Annotated in this window: 15 protein-coding genes; all 15 read right to left on the bottom strand. The window is 68.7% G+C overall.

Translation table 11 applies throughout. The annotated features are described in order from the left end of the window. The 15 genes from AC07OQ_RS12180 to gyrA all read right to left on the bottom strand — a co-directional run bounded on the left by AC07OQ_RS12180 (nucleotide 1) and on the right by gyrA (nucleotide 17819). Nucleotides 1-1740: an ABC transporter ATP-binding protein gene (locus AC07OQ_RS12180; protein ID WP_495053392.1), complete on the bottom strand. Its 1740-nt coding sequence runs from the start codon at nucleotides 1738-1740 to the stop codon at nucleotides 1-3. Beyond that, on the bottom strand, nucleotides 1737-2768 hold the full coding sequence (locus tag AC07OQ_RS12175) for a glycosyltransferase family 2 protein (protein ID WP_495053391.1): 1032 nt from the start codon (nucleotides 2766-2768) through the stop codon (nucleotides 1737-1739). The genes AC07OQ_RS12180 and AC07OQ_RS12175 overlap by 4 nt, the downstream gene beginning before the upstream one ends. After that, nucleotides 2765-3763, bottom strand: coding sequence for a glycosyltransferase family 2 protein (locus AC07OQ_RS12170; protein WP_495053390.1), 999 nt, complete (start codon nucleotides 3761-3763; stop codon nucleotides 2765-2767). The genes AC07OQ_RS12175 and AC07OQ_RS12170 overlap by 4 nt, the downstream gene beginning before the upstream one ends. Continuing rightward, nucleotides 3760-4875 (bottom strand): glycosyltransferase, encoded by a 1116-nt coding sequence (locus AC07OQ_RS12165; RefSeq protein ID WP_495053389.1) that lies wholly within the window; start codon nucleotides 4873-4875, stop codon nucleotides 3760-3762. The genes AC07OQ_RS12170 and AC07OQ_RS12165 overlap by 4 nt, the downstream gene beginning before the upstream one ends. After that, nucleotides 4872-5603: a glycosyltransferase gene (locus AC07OQ_RS12160; protein WP_495053388.1), complete on the bottom strand. Its 732-nt coding sequence runs from the start codon at nucleotides 5601-5603 to the stop codon at nucleotides 4872-4874. Before AC07OQ_RS12160 ends, AC07OQ_RS12165 begins: the two co-directional genes overlap by 4 nt. Before the next feature lie 7 nt (nucleotides 5604-5610). Then, on the bottom strand, nucleotides 5611-6759 hold the full coding sequence (gene lapB / locus AC07OQ_RS12155) for a lipopolysaccharide assembly protein LapB (protein WP_495053387.1): 1149 nt from the start codon (nucleotides 6757-6759) through the stop codon (nucleotides 5611-5613). Then, complete coding sequence (locus AC07OQ_RS12150) at nucleotides 6749-7051, bottom strand: lipopolysaccharide assembly protein LapA domain-containing protein (RefSeq protein WP_495053386.1); 303 nt, start codon at nucleotides 7049-7051, stop codon at nucleotides 6749-6751. The genes lapB and AC07OQ_RS12150 overlap by 11 nt, the downstream gene beginning before the upstream one ends. A 35-nt stretch (nucleotides 7052-7086) precedes the next feature. After that, nucleotides 7087-7407 carry an integration host factor subunit beta gene (locus AC07OQ_RS12145; RefSeq protein WP_495053385.1) on the bottom strand — a complete coding sequence of 107 codons (321 nt, stop codon included), beginning with the start codon at nucleotides 7405-7407 and terminating at the stop codon, nucleotides 7087-7089. Between the two features lie 119 nt (nucleotides 7408-7526). After that, complete coding sequence (gene rpsA / locus AC07OQ_RS12140; RefSeq protein WP_495053384.1) at nucleotides 7527-9236, bottom strand: 30S ribosomal protein S1; 1710 nt, start codon at nucleotides 9234-9236, stop codon at nucleotides 7527-7529. 117 nt (nucleotides 9237-9353) lie between these two features. Continuing rightward, nucleotides 9354-11366: a bifunctional 3-phosphoshikimate 1-carboxyvinyltransferase/cytidylate kinase gene (locus AC07OQ_RS12135; protein ID WP_495053383.1), complete on the bottom strand. Its 2013-nt coding sequence runs from the start codon at nucleotides 11364-11366 to the stop codon at nucleotides 9354-9356. 19 nt (nucleotides 11367-11385) lie between these two features. Continuing rightward, nucleotides 11386-12276 (bottom strand): prephenate dehydrogenase, encoded by an 891-nt coding sequence (locus tag AC07OQ_RS12130; protein WP_495053382.1) that lies wholly within the window; start codon nucleotides 12274-12276, stop codon nucleotides 11386-11388. 10 nt (nucleotides 12277-12286) lie between these two features. Further along, nucleotides 12287-13414: a prephenate dehydratase gene (pheA, locus tag AC07OQ_RS12125; RefSeq protein WP_495053381.1), complete on the bottom strand. Its 1128-nt coding sequence runs from the start codon at nucleotides 13412-13414 to the stop codon at nucleotides 12287-12289. Then, on the bottom strand, nucleotides 13407-14522 hold the full coding sequence (serC, locus tag AC07OQ_RS12120; protein WP_495053421.1) for a 3-phosphoserine/phosphohydroxythreonine transaminase: 1116 nt from the start codon (nucleotides 14520-14522) through the stop codon (nucleotides 13407-13409). Before serC ends, pheA begins: the two co-directional genes overlap by 8 nt. A gap of 16 nt (nucleotides 14523-14538) precedes the next feature. Then, entirely contained in the window at nucleotides 14539-15174 is a 636-nt protein-coding gene (locus AC07OQ_RS12115; protein ID WP_495053380.1) for a DUF2059 domain-containing protein, read from the bottom strand. Continuing rightward, nucleotides 15171-17819 carry a DNA gyrase subunit A gene (gene gyrA, locus AC07OQ_RS12110; protein ID WP_495053379.1) on the bottom strand — a complete coding sequence of 883 codons (2649 nt, stop codon included), beginning with the start codon at nucleotides 17817-17819 and terminating at the stop codon, nucleotides 15171-15173. Before gyrA ends, AC07OQ_RS12115 begins: the two co-directional genes overlap by 4 nt. Between the last annotated feature and the right edge of the window lie 160 nt (nucleotides 17820-17979).

Genomic DNA, 17979 nt, shown 5'->3' with positions numbered 1-17979 from the left:
TCAGTCCCCGATCTGCGCCTGCACCATCGAGGCGTAGGCGCCGTCCTGTGCCAGCAGTTCGGCATGGCTGCCGGATTCCAGCACCCGGCCCGCGGCCAGCACATGGATGACATCGGCGGAGCGCACGGTGGAGAGGCGGTGCGCGATCAGGATCAGGGTCTTGCGGCCCTGCCATTGCTCCAGGGCCTGCTGCACCGCGCGTTCGCTCTCGACGTCCAAGGCCGAGGTGGCCTCGTCGAAGACCCAGATCGGCGCGTCCTTGTAGAGCGCGCGGGCGATCGCCAGGCGCTGGCGCTGGCCGCCGCTGAGCTTGCTGCCATTGGTGCCGACCGGCGTGTCCAGGCCCTGCGGCAGGCCCTGCACGAAGTCCCACAGATGGGCGGCGCGCAGCGCCTGTTCCAGGCGCGCGGCGTCGCGCAGCTGGGCATAGGCGATGTTGTCGGCCACCGAGGCGTCGAACAGCACGATGTCCTGCGAGACCACGGCGAACTGGCGGCGCAGGTCGGCCTTGCGCAGCTCGCGGATGTCGATGCCGTCCAGCAGGATGCGGCCGGCGTCGGGCTGGCCGAAGCCCTGGATCAGGTGCACCACCGAGCTCTTGCCGGCGCCCGAGGCGCCGACCAGGGCGGTGGTGCGCCCGGCCGGGATCAGCAGGTCCAGCGCCTGCAGCGCGGGCTGGTCGGCGCCGGGGTAGCGCAGGCTCAGCTGCTCCAGGCGCAGCTCGCCCTGCACCGGGCCGAGATCGCGCTGGCCGGGGTCCGGCTCCGGCGGCAGGTCCAGCAGCTGCAGGCAGCCGCGGCCGATCACCAGGGCGTTGCTGGCCGGCGTGGCCAGGTCGCTCAGATGGCGCAGCCGCGAAGCCAGCAGCAGCAGCGCGCCGATATAGGCGGCGAAGGCGCCGGCCGAGGCGTTGTTCTCGCGCGCCTGCAGCAGCGCGATGCTGACGATCAGCGAGATGCCGATGCTGGCCACCAGCTGCGACAGCGGCTGGCCCAGCGCGCCGGCCGCCACCTGCTTGAGGCTGTTGCGCTGCACCTGCTGGGCGATGTCGCCGAAGCGCTCGCGCTCGTACTGACCGGCGTCGAAGCTGCGCACCACCTTCCAGGCGCGGGTCAGGTCGTCCACCTTGGCCGAGAGCAGCATCTGCGCGTCGTAGCTCAGGTTGCCCATCATGCGCACGCGGCGGTTGACCTTCTTCACGACGAAGGCCATCAGGGGCAGGATGACCAGCGACAGCAGGGTCAGCTGCCAGTCCAGCACGAACAGGTAGACCAGCATGGCCAGCGCGGGCAGGCCGTCGCGCAGCACCGTGGTGGTGACGCTGCCCAGCAGCGACAGCGACTGCTGCGGATCGTTGACCACCTTGGTCACCGCGGTGCCGGCCTGCAGGCCGGTGAAGACGCTGGCATCGGCGCGCAGCAGGGCGCCGACCAGGGCCTGGCGCAGGTCGCGCACGCCGCGCAGCACGGTCCAGTTCAGCAGGTACTGGCCGGCGAAGCCGGCGCAGCCGCGGATCATGTAGAGGCCGATCAGCGCGACCGGCACGTACCAGATCGGGAAGCTCTGCTCCTTCAGCCCGTCGTCGAAGGCCAGCTGCAGCAGCTTGGGGATCAAAGCCTCGGTGCCGGCCGCGGCCACATAGGCCAGGATGGACAGCAGCAGGCCGGCGCGGTAGGGCTTGAGGAAGCGCAGCAGACGGCCGAGCGTCCGGTCCTTGGCGGGCTTGGCGGCCGTGCTCATGCCTGGGCCTCCGCGCCGCGCGCCAGCCAGTGACGCAGCCGCGCGGCACGCCACAGCCAGCCGCGCTTCAGGTAGTCGGCCAGCAGTTCGGCGGGCGCCAGCGGCAGGCTGGCCAGCAGCTGGCGATGGCATTGCGCCAGCGCGGCGCGGCCGGCATGGCGCGCCATGAAGCGCGCGGCGCTGACATAGCCGCGCGCGGCGTAATGCGCGACCGCGAAGCGCGCCGCATGGGACAGCGGCGGCTGCTGCGCGGCCAGCCGTTGCGGCAGGCCCACCAGGGAATCCATCATGTGCTCGAGTTTCTGCGGGTTCAGGGTGGCCAGGATGCTGCCGCCGCGCTGGCGGTAGCCGACCCAGACCTCGGGGACGTAGAGGAAGCTGCGGGCGCGCAGGGCCAGCTCCGGCGAGGTGTACATGTCTTCGTAATAGCGGCCGGTCGGGAAGCGCAGATCGTCGCCCCACAGCGCGCGCCGGCTGATTTTGCTCCAGGCGTGCAGCTTGCCGGTCAGGAACAGGCCGCGCACCAGGGCCGAGCGGTCGGTCTGCAGGCTGCGCGCCGGGCCCTCGAAGGTGTGGCGATGCGCTTCGCCGCGCAGCCGGTGCTTGAACTGCATGCGCTCGCGCAGGACCCGGAAGTCACACAGCACCAGGTCCGGCGCATCGCGCCGCACGATCTCGGCCAGCGCGGGCAGGGCACCGGGCAGCATCAGGTCGTCGGAGTCGAGGAACCAGAGGTAGTCGCCGCGCGCCGCCTCCAGCAGGGTGTTGCGCGCGGCCGAGAGCCCGCCGTTGCGCGCGTGGCGCAGCAGGGTCAGGCGCCCCGGGTGCTCGTCGGCCAGACGCTGCATCAGCGCGGCCGAACCGTCGGTCGAGACATCGTCCAGCAGGAGGATCTCGACGCCCCGGCCCTCGATGCCGGTGGCCTGCGCCAGCACCGACTCCACGCAGGGCCGCAGCCAGGCCTCGACGTTGTAGACCGGGATCAGCACGCTGAGCCAGGGCTGGGCCTTGTCTTGCGTTGCGCTCATGCCGAGCCCTCCGCGCGGCGCAGCCAATGCGCGAGGCGCAGCCAGCGCCACAGCCAGCCGCGCTTCAGGTATTGCGCGCGCAGGGCGGCGCGGTCGAAGTCGATCGTCTGCCACAGCCGCTCCCGGTACAGGCCCAGAGCCGCGCCCTGGCGGCTGGCATGGCGGCAGGCGCTGACGAAGGTGGCGGCGCCGAAGTAGGCCTGGGCGAAGCGCGCCGCCTCGTCCAGATCGCGCAGCTGGGCCCCATAGCCCGCCAGTGCGAAGCTCATGTCGTCGAGCTTCTTCAGGTCCAGCGCGGCCAGCACGCTGCCCTCGCGCTTGCGGTAGCCGATCCAGACCTCGGGCATATGCAGATAGTGGCGGGCCCGCAGCAGCACGCGCGGCATCACGCCGGTGTCCTCGAAGAAGCGGCCCTCGGGAAAACGCAGCCCGGCCGGCCAGACGGTGCGCCGCACGATCTTGCACCAGGGCTGCAGATGACCGGCCTCGAACAGGCCCTGCACCAGGCGCGAGCGGTCGCTCAGGCGCTGGCGCGAGGGGCCGATGAAGCTGCACATGTGGAGCTCGCCGCGCCGTTCATGCTTGGGCCCGAAGTCCTCGCGCAGGATGCGGAAGTCGCACATCAGCACATCGAGCCCGGGCTCGCGCTGCAGCGTGGCGCGCAGCGATGCGATCGCGCCCGGCAGCATCACATCGTCGGGATCGACGAACCACAGATAGTCGCCGCGCGCCGCATCCAGCAGGCTGTTGCGGGCCGCGGCCACGCCGCGGTTGCGCTCGTGGCGCAGCAGCTGTAGCCGGCCGGGAAAGCGCGCCGCGTAGGTCTCGGCCAGCTCGCGGCTGCCGTCGTCGCTGGCGTCGTCCAGCAGCAGGATCTCGACCCCGTCCAGGCCCTGCTGGGTCAGGATCGAGTCCAGGCAGGCGGCCAGCCAGGGGCGCACGCGGTACATCGGCAGCAGCAGGCTGAGCCAGGGCGTCGGCATGGGCGAGGTCATGCGCGTGGCTCCCGCGCCGTCAGGGCCAGGAACAGGTCCTCGTAGCGGCCCAGCATGCGCGCCAGGCTGTGCTGCCGCTCGGCCTGCTGCCGGCCCGCCGCGGCCAGGCGGGCGGCCTCGGCGGGATCGCGCAGCAGGGCCTCGATCGCGTCGGCCAGGGCCTGCGGATCGGCATGCGGCACCAGGCGGCCGCTGACGCCGTCCTCGATCAGCTCGCGAATGCCCGGCACCGCGCTGCCCAGGGCCACGCAGCCGGCCGCCATGCCCTCGACCAGCGAGAGCGGCATGCCTTCGTAATGGCTGGACAGCACGGCGATCTGGTGCTGCATCAGCAGCTCGGGCACGCGCGGATGGAAGCCGAGGAACTGCACCTGATCGTCCAGGCCTAGCTCGGCGCTCAGCGCGCGGGCGGCGCGCCGGTGGCGCTCGCCGCCGCCGCCGGCCAGCAGCAGCGGCGGCCTCAGGCCGCGCTGTTTCAGCAGGGCCAGCGCGCGCAGCAGGGTGGCATGGTCCTTCTGGCCGGCGAAGCGCGCCGCCATCACCAGCCCGGGCACCCGCTCGGTGAAGGGATGGCGCTCGGCCTCGGCGAAGGGCTCCAGGCGGATGCCGTTGGAGATCGCGACGGTCTTGGACGCCGGCATGCCCAGCGCCAGCAGGCTCTGGCGCACGCCCTCCGAGCAGCCGACGATGCGGTCGCTGCGCTGTGCCAGGAAGCGTGCCTGCGCCAGGCGCCAAAAGCCGTAGCGCTCGCGCGAGTTGTGTTCCACCTGCACCAGGTGGGGCACGCCCGCCGCCAGCCCGGCCCAGCGGCCCAGCAGATGCTCCGGGAAGCCATGGGCCACCAGCACGTCGGGGCGCCAGCGCCGCAGCAGCCGCAGCAGCGCGGCGATCGTGGCGAGGTGCGACCAGCCCGGCACGGTTTCGACCGGCACGCCCTGCTCGCGCAGGGCCTCGATGCGGCGCGGATCGGTCTGGCGCTTGCGGCGCAGCACCAGCAGCGGCTCGCTGCGGCCGCTGGCCTGACCGGCACGCACCAGATCCAGCGCGACCTGGGTGGCGCCGGAAAAACCGCCGGTGACGAAGTGCAGGACTCTGGGCGGGCTGCTGCTCATTCGCGCCAGTGGTCAGCGATCCAGGGCGCGGGCTGGGCGCGGCGCCAGTTGCCGTTGTTGCGGCCGGCCAGCGCGTCGGGCGGGTTGACCACGCCGTGGAAGATCAGGATGCGTGCGCCTTGAGGGATGAAGGGTGCACGCCAGTAGTTGCCGGGCCAGCGCGGGATGCAGTGGTATTTGTAGCTGGCACACCAGGCCGGGTCCCAGTACTTCAGCAGGCCCTTGGCCTGCATCTCGTTGGACAAATAGGCCTGCTCGTTGCGGACCTGGCGCCGGATGCTGTCGAACTCGCGGCGGAACTTGGCCAGCACATCGGCATGGGCGCCGAGCGTGAAGCGGTAGACCGAGGAGTTGCCGGTGATGCGCCAGGGACGCTTCCAGTCGTGGATGATCAGGAACTCGCCCGGCACCTCGAAGAAGGGCGTGATGTCGTCGACGATCACGACGTCCAGGTCGAGGAACAGGGCGGTGCCCTGCAGGCCATGCAGATCGGCTTCGAAGGTGGTCAGCTTGGTCCAGCCGCGCTCCGGGCTGCCGGGCGGCAGGGCCAGCGGCGGGATCGGCAGGCATTCGACCTCGGCGCGCACCCCCTCGGAGCGGTCGGTCAGGCAGACGAAACGGAACTCGCCGCGCAGATGGCGGCGCACCATCGCGTAGAGTCGGTTGACATACTCGGGGCCGTACTTGGTGCCCCATTTCATGCACAGAATGATGCGGTCGCTCGCCATGGCTTGATCAGAGTTCTTCTACGTGGCGCGGCGGATAGCTGTCCCAGCTGAGGCAGCCCGGGCATTGCCAGAAATAATGCTGGGCCTCGAAGCCGCAGGCGGCGCAGCGGTAGCGCTGCAGCGGGCGCACCGCGCGGTCCAGCGCGGCGCCCACCAGCGGCGCTTCTTCCTCGGTGAGCCTGGCGCCGCTCTGACCCAGCAGCGCGCGCGCGGCCGACAGGCTGGGCTCGGCGCGCAGATGGGTCACCAGGCGCTGGCGCTGGGCGGCCGCCTCGGGCTCCAGGCGCGCGATCGCACCCAGCAGCTGCATGCCGGGGCTGCGCTGGTACTGGGCCTGCAAGGTGGCCAGGGCCTGCGAAGCCAGGCCGGCCGATAACGCCACCTCGGCATAGTCGCGCGCCACCAGATGGAAGGATTCGGGATTGGCGCTCAGCAGGCCGGCATAGGCGGCCATGGCCTGCTCGGGCTGCTCGCGCCGCGCCAGCATCTGGCCGGCCAGCACATGGGCGCGCGCGGCGCGCGGCGCGATCTTGCGGGCCTCGGCCAGCAGCTCCTGGGCCTCGCCGTCCTGCTGGCGGCCCTGAGCTTCCAGCGCCAGTTCGCACAGGTAGTTGGCGATGCGCGCGGCGAAGGAGCCGCTGCCGCCTTGCTCCAGATGGCGCGCCACCTCGGCGGCCTTGCGCCATTCGCGCGAGCGCTCGTAAAGCGAGAGCAGGGCCAGCTCGGCCTCGGTCTCGAAAGCGCTGCCGCGCAGCTGGGCGAAGGCCTCCTCGGCGCGGTCGAACAGGCCGGCCTTGAAGAAGTCCTGGGCCAGCGCATGCTGGGCACGCTCGCGTTCGCTCCTGGGCAGGTCGCCGCGCTGCAGCAGGTGCTGGTGCACCCGCACCGCGCGCTCGTACTCGCCGCGGCGGCGGAACAGATTGCCGAGGGCGAAGTGCAGCTCCGAGGTGTCGGGATCGGCCTGCACCGCCTCGATGAAGGCGTCGATGGCCTTGTCCTGCTGCTCGTTGAGCAGCAGATTCAGCCCCTTGAAATAGGCCTTGGGGGCATCGCGCTGCTCGCGCTTCCATTGGCGCGCATCGAGCTTGGAGGCCAGCCAGCCGAGGGCGAAGGCCACCGGCAGCGCGATCAGCAGCCAGCGCAGGTCAAAGTCCATCGCGTACCGTGGCGGCGTTGGGAGGAGTCGGGACGGGGGGCGGCATGTCGGCCTCGGCGTCGACCGGGGTCTGGCGCTGGGCCACGCGGCGGTGTTTCCACCAGGCCGGCACCATGGCCAGCACGCCCAGGGCCGCGCCCAGGCCGAAGGCCAGCAGCACGATGATCACCATCGGCGCGCGCCATTCATGACCGAAGAACCAGCGCACCTGCGCCTCCTGGCTGTTGTTCAGCGCGAAGGCGAAGAGCGCAAAGAAGATGAAGGCTCGGAAGAGCCAGACGAACACTCGCATCGGGCGGATTCTAGGGGCGATGAGCCCTGCGGGGTTCAGGCGAGATTCTTGGACTCGACGGCGTCGGGGGCCGGCAGCTGCGTGTCCACGGCCTCGCGCAGGGCCTTGCCGGGCTTGAAGTGGGGCACCAGCTTCTCGGGGATCAGCACCTGGGCGCCGCTGCGCGGGTTGCGGCCCATGCGGGGCGGGCGGCGGTTGATCGAGAAGCTGCCGAAGCCGCGGATCTCGATGCGGTGGCCGCGCGCAAGCGCCTCGGACATCGCGTCCAGGATGGTCTTGACCGCGAACTCGGTGTCGCGTTGGGTCAGCTGGCTGAAGCGTTCGGCCAGATGGGCAACAAGATCGGAGCGGGTCATGACGATGGAATTCTTTTTGGGCTTGTCGGAAGAAAACAGGCCCGCCCTCGGAAAGAGTGGCGAGCCTGTGGGTCACCAGGCGGCGAGGCTAACAGAGCCCCGCCGCCCTTGAACAAGGATTAGTTGTTCTGGTTGTCCAGCTTGGCACGCAGCAGGGCGCCCAGGCTGGTGGTGCCGGCGTTCTCACGCTCGGACGTGGCCGACAGGCGCTGCATGGCTTCCTGTTGGTCGGCGCTGTCCTTGGCCTTGATCGACAGCTGGATGTTGCGGGTCTTGCGGTCGATGTTGACGATGATGGCCGTCACTTCGTCGCCTTCCTTCAGTACGTTGCGGGCGTCTTCCACGCGGTCGCGGGAGATTTCCGAGGCGCGCAGATAGCCCAGCACGTCGTCGGCCAGTTCGATCTCGGCGCCACGCGCGTCGACCGTCTTGACCTTGCCGGTCACCGACATGCCGCGGTCATTGACCGAGGTGTAGGTGGTGAACGGGTCGCTGTCCAGCTGCTTGATGCCCAGCGAGATGCGCTCGCGCTCGACGTCCACGGCCAGCACGATGGCTTCGACTTCCTGGCCCTTCTTGAAGTTGCGCACGGCGGCTTCGCCGGTCTCTTGCCAGGACAGGTCGGACAGGTGCACCAGGCCGTCGATGCCCTGGGCCAGGCCCACGAACACGCCGAAGTCGGTGATCGACTTGACCGGGCCCTTGACCCTGTCGCCGCGCTTGACGTTCTCGGCGAACTCTTCCCAAGGATTGGCCTTGCACTGCTTCATGCCCAGCGAGATGCGACGCTTGTCTTCGTCGATCTCCAGCACCATGACTTCGACCTCGTCGCCCAGGGAGACGATCTTCGAAGGTGCAACGTTCTTGTTGGTCCAGTCCATTTCGGAGACGTGCACCAGGCCTTCGATGCCCGGCTCGATCTCGACGAAGGCGCCGTAGTCGGCGATGTTGGTGACCTTGCCGAACAGGCGGGTGCTGGTGGGGTAGCGGCGGGCCACGCCGAACCAGGGGTCGTCGCCCAGCTGCTTCAGGCCCAGCGAGACACGGTTCTTCTCGGCGTCGAACTTCAGGACCTTGGCGGTCAGTTCCTGGCCGACCGTCACCACCTCGCTCGGGTGACGGACGCGGCGCCATGCCATGTCGGTGATGTGCAGCAGGCCGTCGATGCCGCCCAGATCCACGAAGGCACCGTATTCGGTGATGTTCTTGACCACGCCGTTGACGATCGCGCCTTCCGACAGCGTCTCGAGCAGCTTGGCGCGCTCTTCACCCATCGAAGCCTCGACCACCGCGCGACGCGACAGCACAACGTTGTTGCGCTTGCGGTCGAGCTTGATGACCTTGAATTCCATGGTCTTGCCCTCGAACGGGCTCATGTCCTTCACCGGGCGGGTGTCCAGCAGCGAACCGGGCAGGAAGGCGCGGATGCCGTTGACCAGGACGGTCAGGCCGCCCTTGACCTTGCCGGAAACGGTGCCGGTCACGAAATCGCCGGACTCCAGCGCGGTTTCCAGGGCCAGCCAGGAAGCCAGGCGCTTGGCCTTGTCGCGCGACAGGATGGTGTCGCCGTAGCCGTTCTCGATGGCGTCGATGGCCACCGAGACGAAGTCGCCGACATGGACTTCGAGCTCGCCCTGGTCGTTCTTGAACTCCTCGATGGGCACATAGGCTTCGGACTTGAGGCCGGCGTTCACCACCACGAAGTTGTAGTCGATGCGCACGACTTCGGCGGAGATGACCTCGCCCGAGCGCATGTCGGCTTTTTGCAGCGACTCTTCGAACAGAGCGGCGAAGGACTCACCACCGGTGGCGTTTTGAATTTGGGACATGGTGCTTGCGGGCGGACCCGCGGGTTAGGTTGTTGAGATCGCCGCCCCCGATGAACTGACGTTCGGAGGGAAGGGCGGCGGGCCCGGGTTTGGCCGCTGCGGGCTGAACCTTGCGGATCAGCCCTTGAACGGCCGGCGCTCTTCCCACCAAGCCAGCACCAGATCCCTTGATTGCTCAATGGTCTGGGCCGAATTGTCGAGTTCGAGCGCGTCTGCGGCGGCGACCAGAGGCGAGGCGCTGCGACCCTTGTCGCGCGCATCGCGTGCCTCCAGATCCGCACGCAAGTCTTCGATATTAGCGGAAATTCCCTTGGAAATCAATTGCTTATGCCGGCGTTCGGCGCGCGTGGCGGCGCTGGCGCTGAGGAAGACCTTGAGCCGGGCGGCCGGGAAGAGCGCGGAGCCCATGTCGCGCCCGTCGGCCACCAGGCCGGGCGGGCAGCGGAAATCCAGCTGCAACTGGTTCAGCGCGGCGCGCACCGGGGCATGCACGGCCACCCGGGAGGCCATCAGGCCGGTGCTCTCCAGGCGCAGCGCGTCGGTGATGTCCTCCGGGCCCAGGGTCACGCGGCCCTTGGCGAAATGCAGGTCCAGGCCGGTGGCCACGCCGGCCACGGCCCGGGCATCGTCCAGGTCCACGCCGGCGCGGCTGGCGGCCAGGCCGGTGGCGCGGTAGAGCGCGCCGGAATCCAGCACCCAGTAGCCCAGGGCATGGGCCACCTCGTCGGCCAGGGTGCCCTTGCCGGAGGCGGTGGGGCCGTCGATCGTGATCACCGGCACGTCCTCGGGGCGGGTCGTCACCACCTCGAACAGGGTTTCGAAATAGTCCGGGAAGGTCTTGGCGACGCAATGCGGCTCGAGGATGCGCACCGGCACCGGGCTATCGGTCGCCAGCGGATTGAAGGCGGCCAGGGAGAAGCACATCGCGACGCGATGGTCGTCGTAGGTGTGGATGGCGGCCGGCCGCCAGTCGCGCAGCGGATGCACGCTCAGCCAGTCCGGGCCTTCCTCGACCGTGGCGCCGAGCTTGCGCAGCTCGGTGGCCATCGCGGCGATGCGGTCGGTTTCCTTGACGCGCCAACTGGCGATGTTGCGCAGGGTGCTGGGGCCGTCGGCGTACAACGCCATCACGGCCAGGGTCATCGCGGCGTCGGGGATGTGGTTGCAGTCCAGGTCCAGGGCCTTCAAGGGCCAGGCGCCACGCCGCACTTCCAGCCAGTTCGGGCCGGCCGCCACCTGCGCGCCCATCGCCCGGGCCGCCTCGATGAAGCGCACATCGCCCTGCAGCGAGGCGCTGCCGACGCCCTCGATGCGCAGCGGCGCATCCGGCGCGGCGATCGCGCCCAGCGCGACGAAGTAGGAGGCCGAGCTGGCGTCGCCCTCCACATGCACCGCGCCGGGCGAGCGGTAGCGGCTGCCGGCGGGAATGGTGAAGCGCTGCCAGTCGGCGTCGCGCCGCACCGCGATGCCGAAGCGCTTCAGCAGCTCCAAGGTGATGTGGATATAGGGCTTGGAGATCAGCTCGCCGATCACCTCGATCTCGATGTCGCGTTCGGCAACCAGGGGAAGGGCCAGCAGCAGCGCGGTCAGGAACTGGCTCGAGACGTCGCCGCGCACGCGCACCGGTGCGTCCAGCTTCAGCGTGGCCGGGCCCCGCAGGCGCAGCGGCGGATAGCCCTCCTGGCCCAGGCAGTCGATAGTGCAGCCCAGCGCGCGCAGCGCGTCGACCAGATCGCCGATCGGGCGTTCGTGCATGCGCGGCACGCCGGAGAGCTCGAACTCGCCGCCCTGGGTGGCGGCCAGCAGGGCCAGCGCGGCGGTCAGCGGGCGCATCGCGGTGCCGGCATTGCCGAGGAAGAGCTTGGCACTCCGGTTGGCCAGCCGGCCGCCGATACCGGTGACCTTCAGCGGGCCGTTCGGTACCTGCTCCAGCGCGCAGCCGAGCTCCTTCAACGCAGCCAGCATCACCGCGGTGTCGTCGGAGTCCAGCAGGTCATGCACCAGGGTCTGGCCCTCGGCCAGGCCGGCCAGCAGCAGCACGCGGTTGGAGATGCTCTTGGAACCCGGCAGGCGCACCGTGCCGGCCGCTGCGCGCAGGGGCGGCAGGTCGAGGAAGGGAATCTTGAACATGGACGGGAGGAAGGGGAACTCAGGAATCCTTGCGCGAGGCGCTGCGCGGCAGGTTCATGTGCCAGTTGCCGCGCGCCTCGGCGATCAGGCGGATGCGCGCCTCGAGCTGTGCGGCATCGCCGCTGTGCATCATGGCCTCCAGCGCGTCCAGCGCCTGGCGGAACAGGCGCGACTGCAGCAGCACCTCGGTCTTGTTGGCCATCAGGATGTCGCGCCAGACCGCCGCGTCGCTGGCGGCGATGCGGGTGAAGTCGCGGAAACCCGGGCCGGCCAGGCTCAGGAAATCCCGGCCGGCCGGCTGGCTGGCGACCGCCTGGAAGAAGGCGAAGGCCAGCAGATGCGGCAGATGGCTGACGGCTGCGAAGGCGGCGTCATGGTTTTCCGGCGTCATCTTCAGCACCTGGGCGCCCAGGGCCGACCAGACGTCGGTGGCCTTCTGCACCAGGCCGGCATCGGTCTGCGGCAGCGGCGTCAGGATCACCTGGCGGCCCTGGTACAGCGCCGCGTCGGCATGCTGGACGCCGGCCGACTCCTTGCCGGTGATCGGGTGCGCGGGCACGAAGGCCGGCAGCTGCTTGCCCAGGGCGCGGCGCGCGGCCTCGACCACGTCGCACTTGGTCGAGCCCACGTCCATGAACAGCACCTTGGGGTCGACCAGGTGGCGCACGGCGCGCAGCGAGGATTCGGTGGCGGCCACCGGCACGGCCAGCAGCACGATGTCGGAACCGGACACGGCCAGCAGGGCCGATTCGGCCGCCACGTCGATCACGCCGAGCTTGCGGGCGGTTTCGGTGGTGGAGGGCGACTTGCTGTAGCCGACCACGCGCTTGACCAGGCCGGCCTTCTTCATGGCCAGCGCGAAGGAGCCGCCCATCAGGCCGCAGCCGATCACGCCGAGTTGGTTGAACATGATGGGAGCTTCAGGCCTTAATGGGGTAGGCGCCGATCATCTTGTAGAAGGCGCAGATCTGGCGCAGCTCGGCCAGCGCGGCCGCCACATGGGGCTGGCTGGGATGGCCGTCCAGGTCGATGTAGAAGTAGTACTCCCACTGGCCGGTGCGCGCCGGGCGCGATTCCAGCCGCGTCATCGAGACGCCATGCGTCTTCAGCGGCACCAGCAGGTCATGCATGGCGCCGGGGCGGTTCGGCACCGAGACCACCAGACTGGTGCAGTCGCGCGCCGAGGCCGGCGGCGTGGCCATGGTCTGAGGCAGGCAGATGACGGCGAAGCGGGTGCGGTTGTAGGCCTCGTCCTGCACCGCATGGGCGACGATATGCAGGCCGAACATGGTGGCCGCGCGCTCGCTGGCGATGCCCGCCCAGGCCGGGTTCTCGGCCGCCAGGCGGGCGCCCTCGGCATTGCTGGAGACGGCGCGGCGCTCGGCGTGCGGCAGGTGCTTGCTCAGCCAGTTCTGGCATTGCGCCAGCGCCTGCGGATGCGCCAGCACGGCCTCGATGCCTTCCAGCGAATCGGTCTTGCGCATCAGGTTGTGGCGGATCAGCAGGCTGACCTCGCCGACCACATGGGTGGGGGTGTGCAGGAACATGTCCAGCGAGCGCGTCACCACACCCTCGGTCATGTTCTCGACGCCCACGACGCCGTACTGCGCGCTGCCGCTGGCGGTGGCGTGGAAGACCTCGTCGAAGCTGTTGCAGTAGATCAGGTCGGCGGCGCCGCCGAAGTACTCGATCGCGGCCTGTTCGCAGAAGGTGCCCACCGGGCCCAGCACGGCGACGCGCTGCGGCGATTCCAGCGCCAGGCAGGCCGACATGATCTCGCGCCAGATGGCGGCCACATGCTCGCTCTTCAGCGGCCCCTGGTTGGCGCTCTCGATCTTGGCGATGACCTGGGCCACGCGATCGGGGCGGAAGAAGGGCGTGCCTTCGCGGCGCTTGATCTCGCCGACCTGCTCGGCCACCTTGGCGCGCTGGTTCAGCAGGCTCAGCAGCTGGCTGTCCAGCGCGTCGATCTGGTTGCGCAGCGCCAGCAGCGCGGGGTCGGCGACCGGTGTGATTTCGGATGCGGGAGAGTTGGCTCCGTCAGCCATGTTGTGCCTCAAAGTCCTTCAGATACGTGACCAGCGCCTGCACGCCTTCCAGCGGCATGGCGTTGTAGATCGATGCACGCATGCCGCCCACCGACTTGTGGCCTTTGAGTTGCAGCAATCCGCGTTCCCTGGCGCCGGCCAGGAAGGCGTCGTTCAGACGTTCGTCGCGGAGATAGAACGGGATGTTCATGCGCGAGCGGCAATGGGCCGCAACGCGGTTGTCGTAGAAGCCGGACGCATCCAGCGCGCCGTAGAGCAGGGCGGCCTTGTCGATATTGCGCTGCTCGATGGCGGCCACGCCGGTCCTGCCGGCATAGCGGAAATTCTTCAGCCACTTGAACACCAGGCCCGCGACATAGATGCCGAAGGTGGGCGGGGTGTTGAACATCGACTGCGCCTCGGCCACCACCTTGTAATCGAAGGCCGAGGGGCAGATCGGCAGGGCATGGCCCAGCAGGTCCTCGCGCACGAACACCAGGGTCACGCCCGAGGGGCCGACGTTCTTCTGTGCGCCGCCAAAGGCCAGGCCCACCCTGGACCAGTCGACCGGGCGCGAGAGCTGGTGCGATGAGCAGTCGATCACCAGCGGCGCAGCGCTGCCCAGGGATTTCAGGTCGGGCAGTTCATGGAACTCGGTGCCGTCGATGGTCTCGTTGCTGCAGACATGCACATAGGCGGCGTCGCCGCGCAGCCGCCAGCTGGAAGCGGCCGGAATCTCGGTGTAGCGGCTCGCGGCGCCGTCGGCCGCGATCTGCACATCGGCGTAGCGGCGCGCCTCGGCCGCGCTCTTCTTTGACCAGGAGCCGGTCACCACCATGTCGACCTTGCCGCCCGGCTTCGATCCGCAGAGGTTCAGCGGCACGATGGCGTTCTCGGCCAGGCCGCCGCCCTGCATGAACAGGATGCGGAAGTTCGCCGGTACCTGCAGCAGCTCGCGCAGATCGGCCTCCGCGGCCTCGTAGATGGAGATGAACTCGCGGCCGCGGTGGCTCATCTCCATCACGCTCATGCCCGAACCATGCCAGTCCAGCATCTCTTCGGCCACCTGGCGCAACACCTCTTCGGGCAGGGCGGCGGGGCCGGCGGAGAAATTGAACGGGCGCTGGATCATGGGCGGGGCGGCCTTACTTCTTGGTGGGGGCGGCGGGAGCGGCAGGCGCAGTGGCGGGCGAGGACGGCTTGCCGATTTTCGCGCCGGCGTCGTTCAGGCGCTTGATGATGCCCTGCTCCAGGGTCTTGAGACGGGGCTCGACGGTCGGCCGGGTGTCGGCCACCAGCTTCTCGGCCAGGGCTCGGGGCGCATCGACGCCGAACTGGGCGAATTTCTGGCTCAGCGGCGACTCGACCCAGACCATCAGCTGACGCAGCTCTTCCTCGCTGAAGCGCTCCTCCAGAATGGCGCCGATGGTGGACGGCGCCAGCTTGGCGGCGCGCTCGCGCATCATCGGCGTCGTGTCGTCGACGAACTTCTTGATGTCGGCCTCGATGGCCTTGGCGGTGGCCTCGCGCTTGTCGGCCGGCACCTGCTGCTGCAGGGCCGTTCCGGCGCCTTGCATCAGGTTGTTGACCGGTTGCTGCAGCAGGCTGCGGGAGACGGCGTCAAAAGCCGGGTTCTGCATCTGCAGCAGCTTCGCGATCATTTCCTTTTTCGCGGGGCTGCTCGGGGCGGGCGTCGATGCGCCCTGGGCAAAACTGGCACCGGCGCCGGCCAGCAGGACGGCCGAGGCCAGGGTCTTCAGGGCATGGATGTTCAAAGTCATTCCTTGTTGCTGCTGTCGTCGCTTGCGGCACCGTCTTCTGCCGCCCCTTCGGTACTACCTTCGTTGGCATCGTTCTCGACGATGCGCTGCAGGCCCGACAGCTTGGCGCCGTCGTCCAGCGCGATCAGGGTCACGCCTTGGGTGGCGCGGCCCAGTTCGCGGATCTCGCTGACACGGGTGCGCACCAGCACGCCCTTGTCGGTGATCAGCATGATCTCGTCCTCGGCGCGCACCAGGGTGGCGGCGACGACGCGACCATTGCGCTCGCTCTGCTGGATCGCGATCATGCCCTTGGTGCCGCGGCCGTGGCGGGTGTATTCGGTGATCGCGGTGCGCTTGCCGTAGCCGTTCTCGGTGGCGGTCAGCACGCTCTGCATCTCGTCCTCGGCCACCAGCATCGCGATCAGGCGCTGATCGGGTTCCAGCATCATGCCGCGCACGCCGCGCGCCTGGCGGCCCATCGGGCGCACATCGTCCTCGTCGAAGCGCACGGCCTTGCCGCCGTCGCTGAACAGCATCACGTCATGCTTGCCGTCGGTCAGCGCAGCGCCGATCAGGTGGTCGCCCTCGTCGAGGTCGACCGCGATGATGCCGGCCTTGCGCGGGTTGCTGAAGTCCTTCAGCGAGGTCTTCTTGACCGTGCCCAGGGCCGTGGCCATGAAGATGAAGTGATCCTCGGGGAAGACGCGGAACTCGCCGGTCAGCGGCAGCACGACGGTGATCTTCTCGTCCTGCTGCAGCGGGAACATGTTGACGATGGGCTTGCCGCGCGAGTTGCGCGAGCCCTGCGGCACTTCCCAGACCTTCAGCCAGTAGACGCGGCCGCGGTTGGAGAAGCACAGGATCCAGTCGTGCGTGTTGGCGATGAAGAGCTGGTCGACCCAGTCGTCGTCCTTGGTCTGCGTGGCCTGCTTGCCGCGGCCGCCGCGTTTCTGGGCGCGGTATTCGCTCAGCGCCTGGCTCTTGATGTAGCCGGTGTGCGAGAGCGTCACCACCATATCGGTGGGCGTGATCAGGTCCTCGGTGCCGAGTTCCTGGGCGTTGTGCTCGATCAGGCTGCGGCGCGCGCCGACCTTGGTCTGACCGAACTCCTGGCGAACCTGGATCAGCTCCTCGCCGATGATGATGGTGACGCGCTCGGGCTTGGCCAGAATGTCCAGCAGGTCGGCGATGACGGACATCACGTCCTTGTACTCGCTGACGATCTTGTCCTGCTCCAGCCCGGTCAGGCGCTGCAGACGCATCTGCAGGATCTCGCCGGCCTGGTCTTCGGAGAGGCGGTACAGGCCGTCGCTCTGCAGGCCGTAATGGGCGGGCAGCCCCTCGGGGCGGTAGGCCGCGCTGCCGCCCGAGGTCTCGCCCTCGGCGCGGGTCAGCATTTCGCGCACCAGCGAGCTGTCCCAGCTCTTGGCCATCAGGGCGGCCTTGGCCACCGGCGGCGTCGGCGATGTCTTGATGGTCTCGATGAACTCGTCGATATTGGCCAGTGCGACCGCCAGGCCTTCCAGCACATGGCCGCGGTCGCGCGCCTTGCGCAGTTCGAAGATCGTGCGGCGGGTCACCACCTCGCGGCGGTGCTCCAGGAAGACCGTGATCAGGTCCTTCAGATTGCACAGCTTGGGCTGACCGTCGATCAGCGCCACCATGTTCATGCCGAAGCTGTCCTGCAGCTGGGTCTGCTTGTAGAGATTGTTCAAGACAACCTCGGGCACCTCGCCGCGCTTGAGCTCGATCACGACGCGCATGCCGGACTTGTCGCTCTCGTCCTGGATGTGGCTGATGCCCTCGATCTTCTTCTCGTGCACCAGCTCGGCGATGCGTTCCAGCAGGGTCTTCTTGTTGACCTGATAGGGGATCTCGTCAACGATGATGGCCTGGCGCGCGCCGCGGTCGATGTCCTCGAAATGGACCTTCGCGCGCATCACCACCTTGCCGCGGCCGGTGCGGTAGCCGTCGCGCACGCCGGACATGCCGTAGATGATGCCGGCGGTCGGGAAATCCGGCGCGGGAATGATCTCCATCAGCTCGTCGATCGAGCAGTCGGGGTTCTTCAGCGCGTGCAGGCAGGCGTCGACCACCTCGTTGAGGTTGTGCGGCGGGATGTTGGTGGCCATGCCCACCGCAATGCCGGTGGCGCCATTGACCAGCAGGTTCGGCAGCCGGGTCGGCAGGACCAGCGGCTCCTTTTCGCTGCCGTCGTAATTGGGTCCGAAATCGACAGTTTCCTTGTCGATGTCGGCCAGCATTTCATGCGCGATCTTGTCTAGCCGGATTTCGGTGTATCGCATGGCGGCGGCGTTGTCGCCATCCACCGAACCGAAATTGCCCTGACCATCCACCAACATATGGCGCAGCGAGAAATCCTGCGCCATGCGCACGATGGTGTCGTATACCGCGGTATCTCCGTGCGGGTGGTATTTACCGATCACATCGCCGACGATACGGGCCGATTTCTTGTAAGGCCGATTCCAGTCGTTGTTCAGCTCGTGCATCGCGAACAGCACGCGACGGTGCACCGGCTTCAGGCCATCGCGGGCATCGGGCAGGGCCCGGCCGACGATCACACTCATCGCGTAGTCGAGATAGGAGCGCCGCATCTCCTCCTCGAGGCTGATGGGCAGAGTTTCCTTGGCGAATTGGGTCATGCGCAGGGCGCGGCGCGGCACTGGGCGCACACCGTCGTCGATAGAGGCTGAAAGCCGGAATTCTAATTGCGCCGCCTTGTAGTACCTGCGCAACATTGAGCGCGTGCCGCGCGAAGACGGCGGCAACAATGCTTCCGACCGGGTGAGCTGATGGCACAAT

It is taken from the genome of Roseateles sp. GW821-FHT09B06 (assembly GCF_059418245.1).
Note: the sequence above shows the minus strand (reverse complement) of the source record. Positions and strands in the feature narration are given on the sequence as shown.

Coding starts and splice junctions, on each gene's coding strand:
- gyrA (WP_495053379.1), bottom strand. CDS start 17,819: ATGACCCAATTCGCCAAGGAAACTCTGCCCATCAGCCTCGAGGAGGAG.
- AC07OQ_RS12115 (WP_495053380.1), bottom strand. CDS start 15,174: ATGACTTTGAACATCCATGCCCTGAAGACCCTGGCCTCGGCCGTCCTG.
- pheA (WP_495053381.1), bottom strand. CDS start 13,414: ATGGCTGACGGAGCCAACTCTCCCGCATCCGAAATCACACCGGTCGCC.
- AC07OQ_RS12130 (WP_495053382.1), bottom strand. CDS start 12,276: ATGTTCAACCAACTCGGCGTGATCGGCTGCGGCCTGATGGGCGGCTCC.
- AC07OQ_RS12175 (WP_495053391.1), bottom strand. CDS start 2,768: ATGAGCGCAACGCAAGACAAGGCCCAGCCCTGGCTCAGCGTGCTGATC.
- AC07OQ_RS12180 (WP_495053392.1), bottom strand. CDS start 1,740: ATGAGCACGGCCGCCAAGCCCGCCAAGGACCGGACGCTCGGCCGTCTG.
- AC07OQ_RS12160 (WP_495053388.1), bottom strand. CDS start 5,603: ATGGCGAGCGACCGCATCATTCTGTGCATGAAATGGGGCACCAAGTAC.
- rpsA (WP_495053384.1), bottom strand. CDS start 9,236: ATGTCCCAAATTCAAAACGCCACCGGTGGTGAGTCCTTCGCCGCTCTG.
- AC07OQ_RS12145 (WP_495053385.1), bottom strand. CDS start 7,407: ATGACCCGCTCCGATCTTGTTGCCCATCTGGCCGAACGCTTCAGCCAG.
- AC07OQ_RS12170 (WP_495053390.1), bottom strand. CDS start 3,763: ATGACCTCGCCCATGCCGACGCCCTGGCTCAGCCTGCTGCTGCCGATG.
- AC07OQ_RS12165 (WP_495053389.1), bottom strand. CDS start 4,875: ATGAGCAGCAGCCCGCCCAGAGTCCTGCACTTCGTCACCGGCGGTTTT.
- AC07OQ_RS12135 (WP_495053383.1), bottom strand. CDS start 11,366: ATGTTCAAGATTCCCTTCCTCGACCTGCCGCCCCTGCGCGCAGCGGCC.
- lapB (WP_495053387.1), bottom strand. CDS start 6,759: ATGGACTTTGACCTGCGCTGGCTGCTGATCGCGCTGCCGGTGGCCTTC.
- AC07OQ_RS12150 (WP_495053386.1), bottom strand. CDS start 7,051: ATGCGAGTGTTCGTCTGGCTCTTCCGAGCCTTCATCTTCTTTGCGCTC.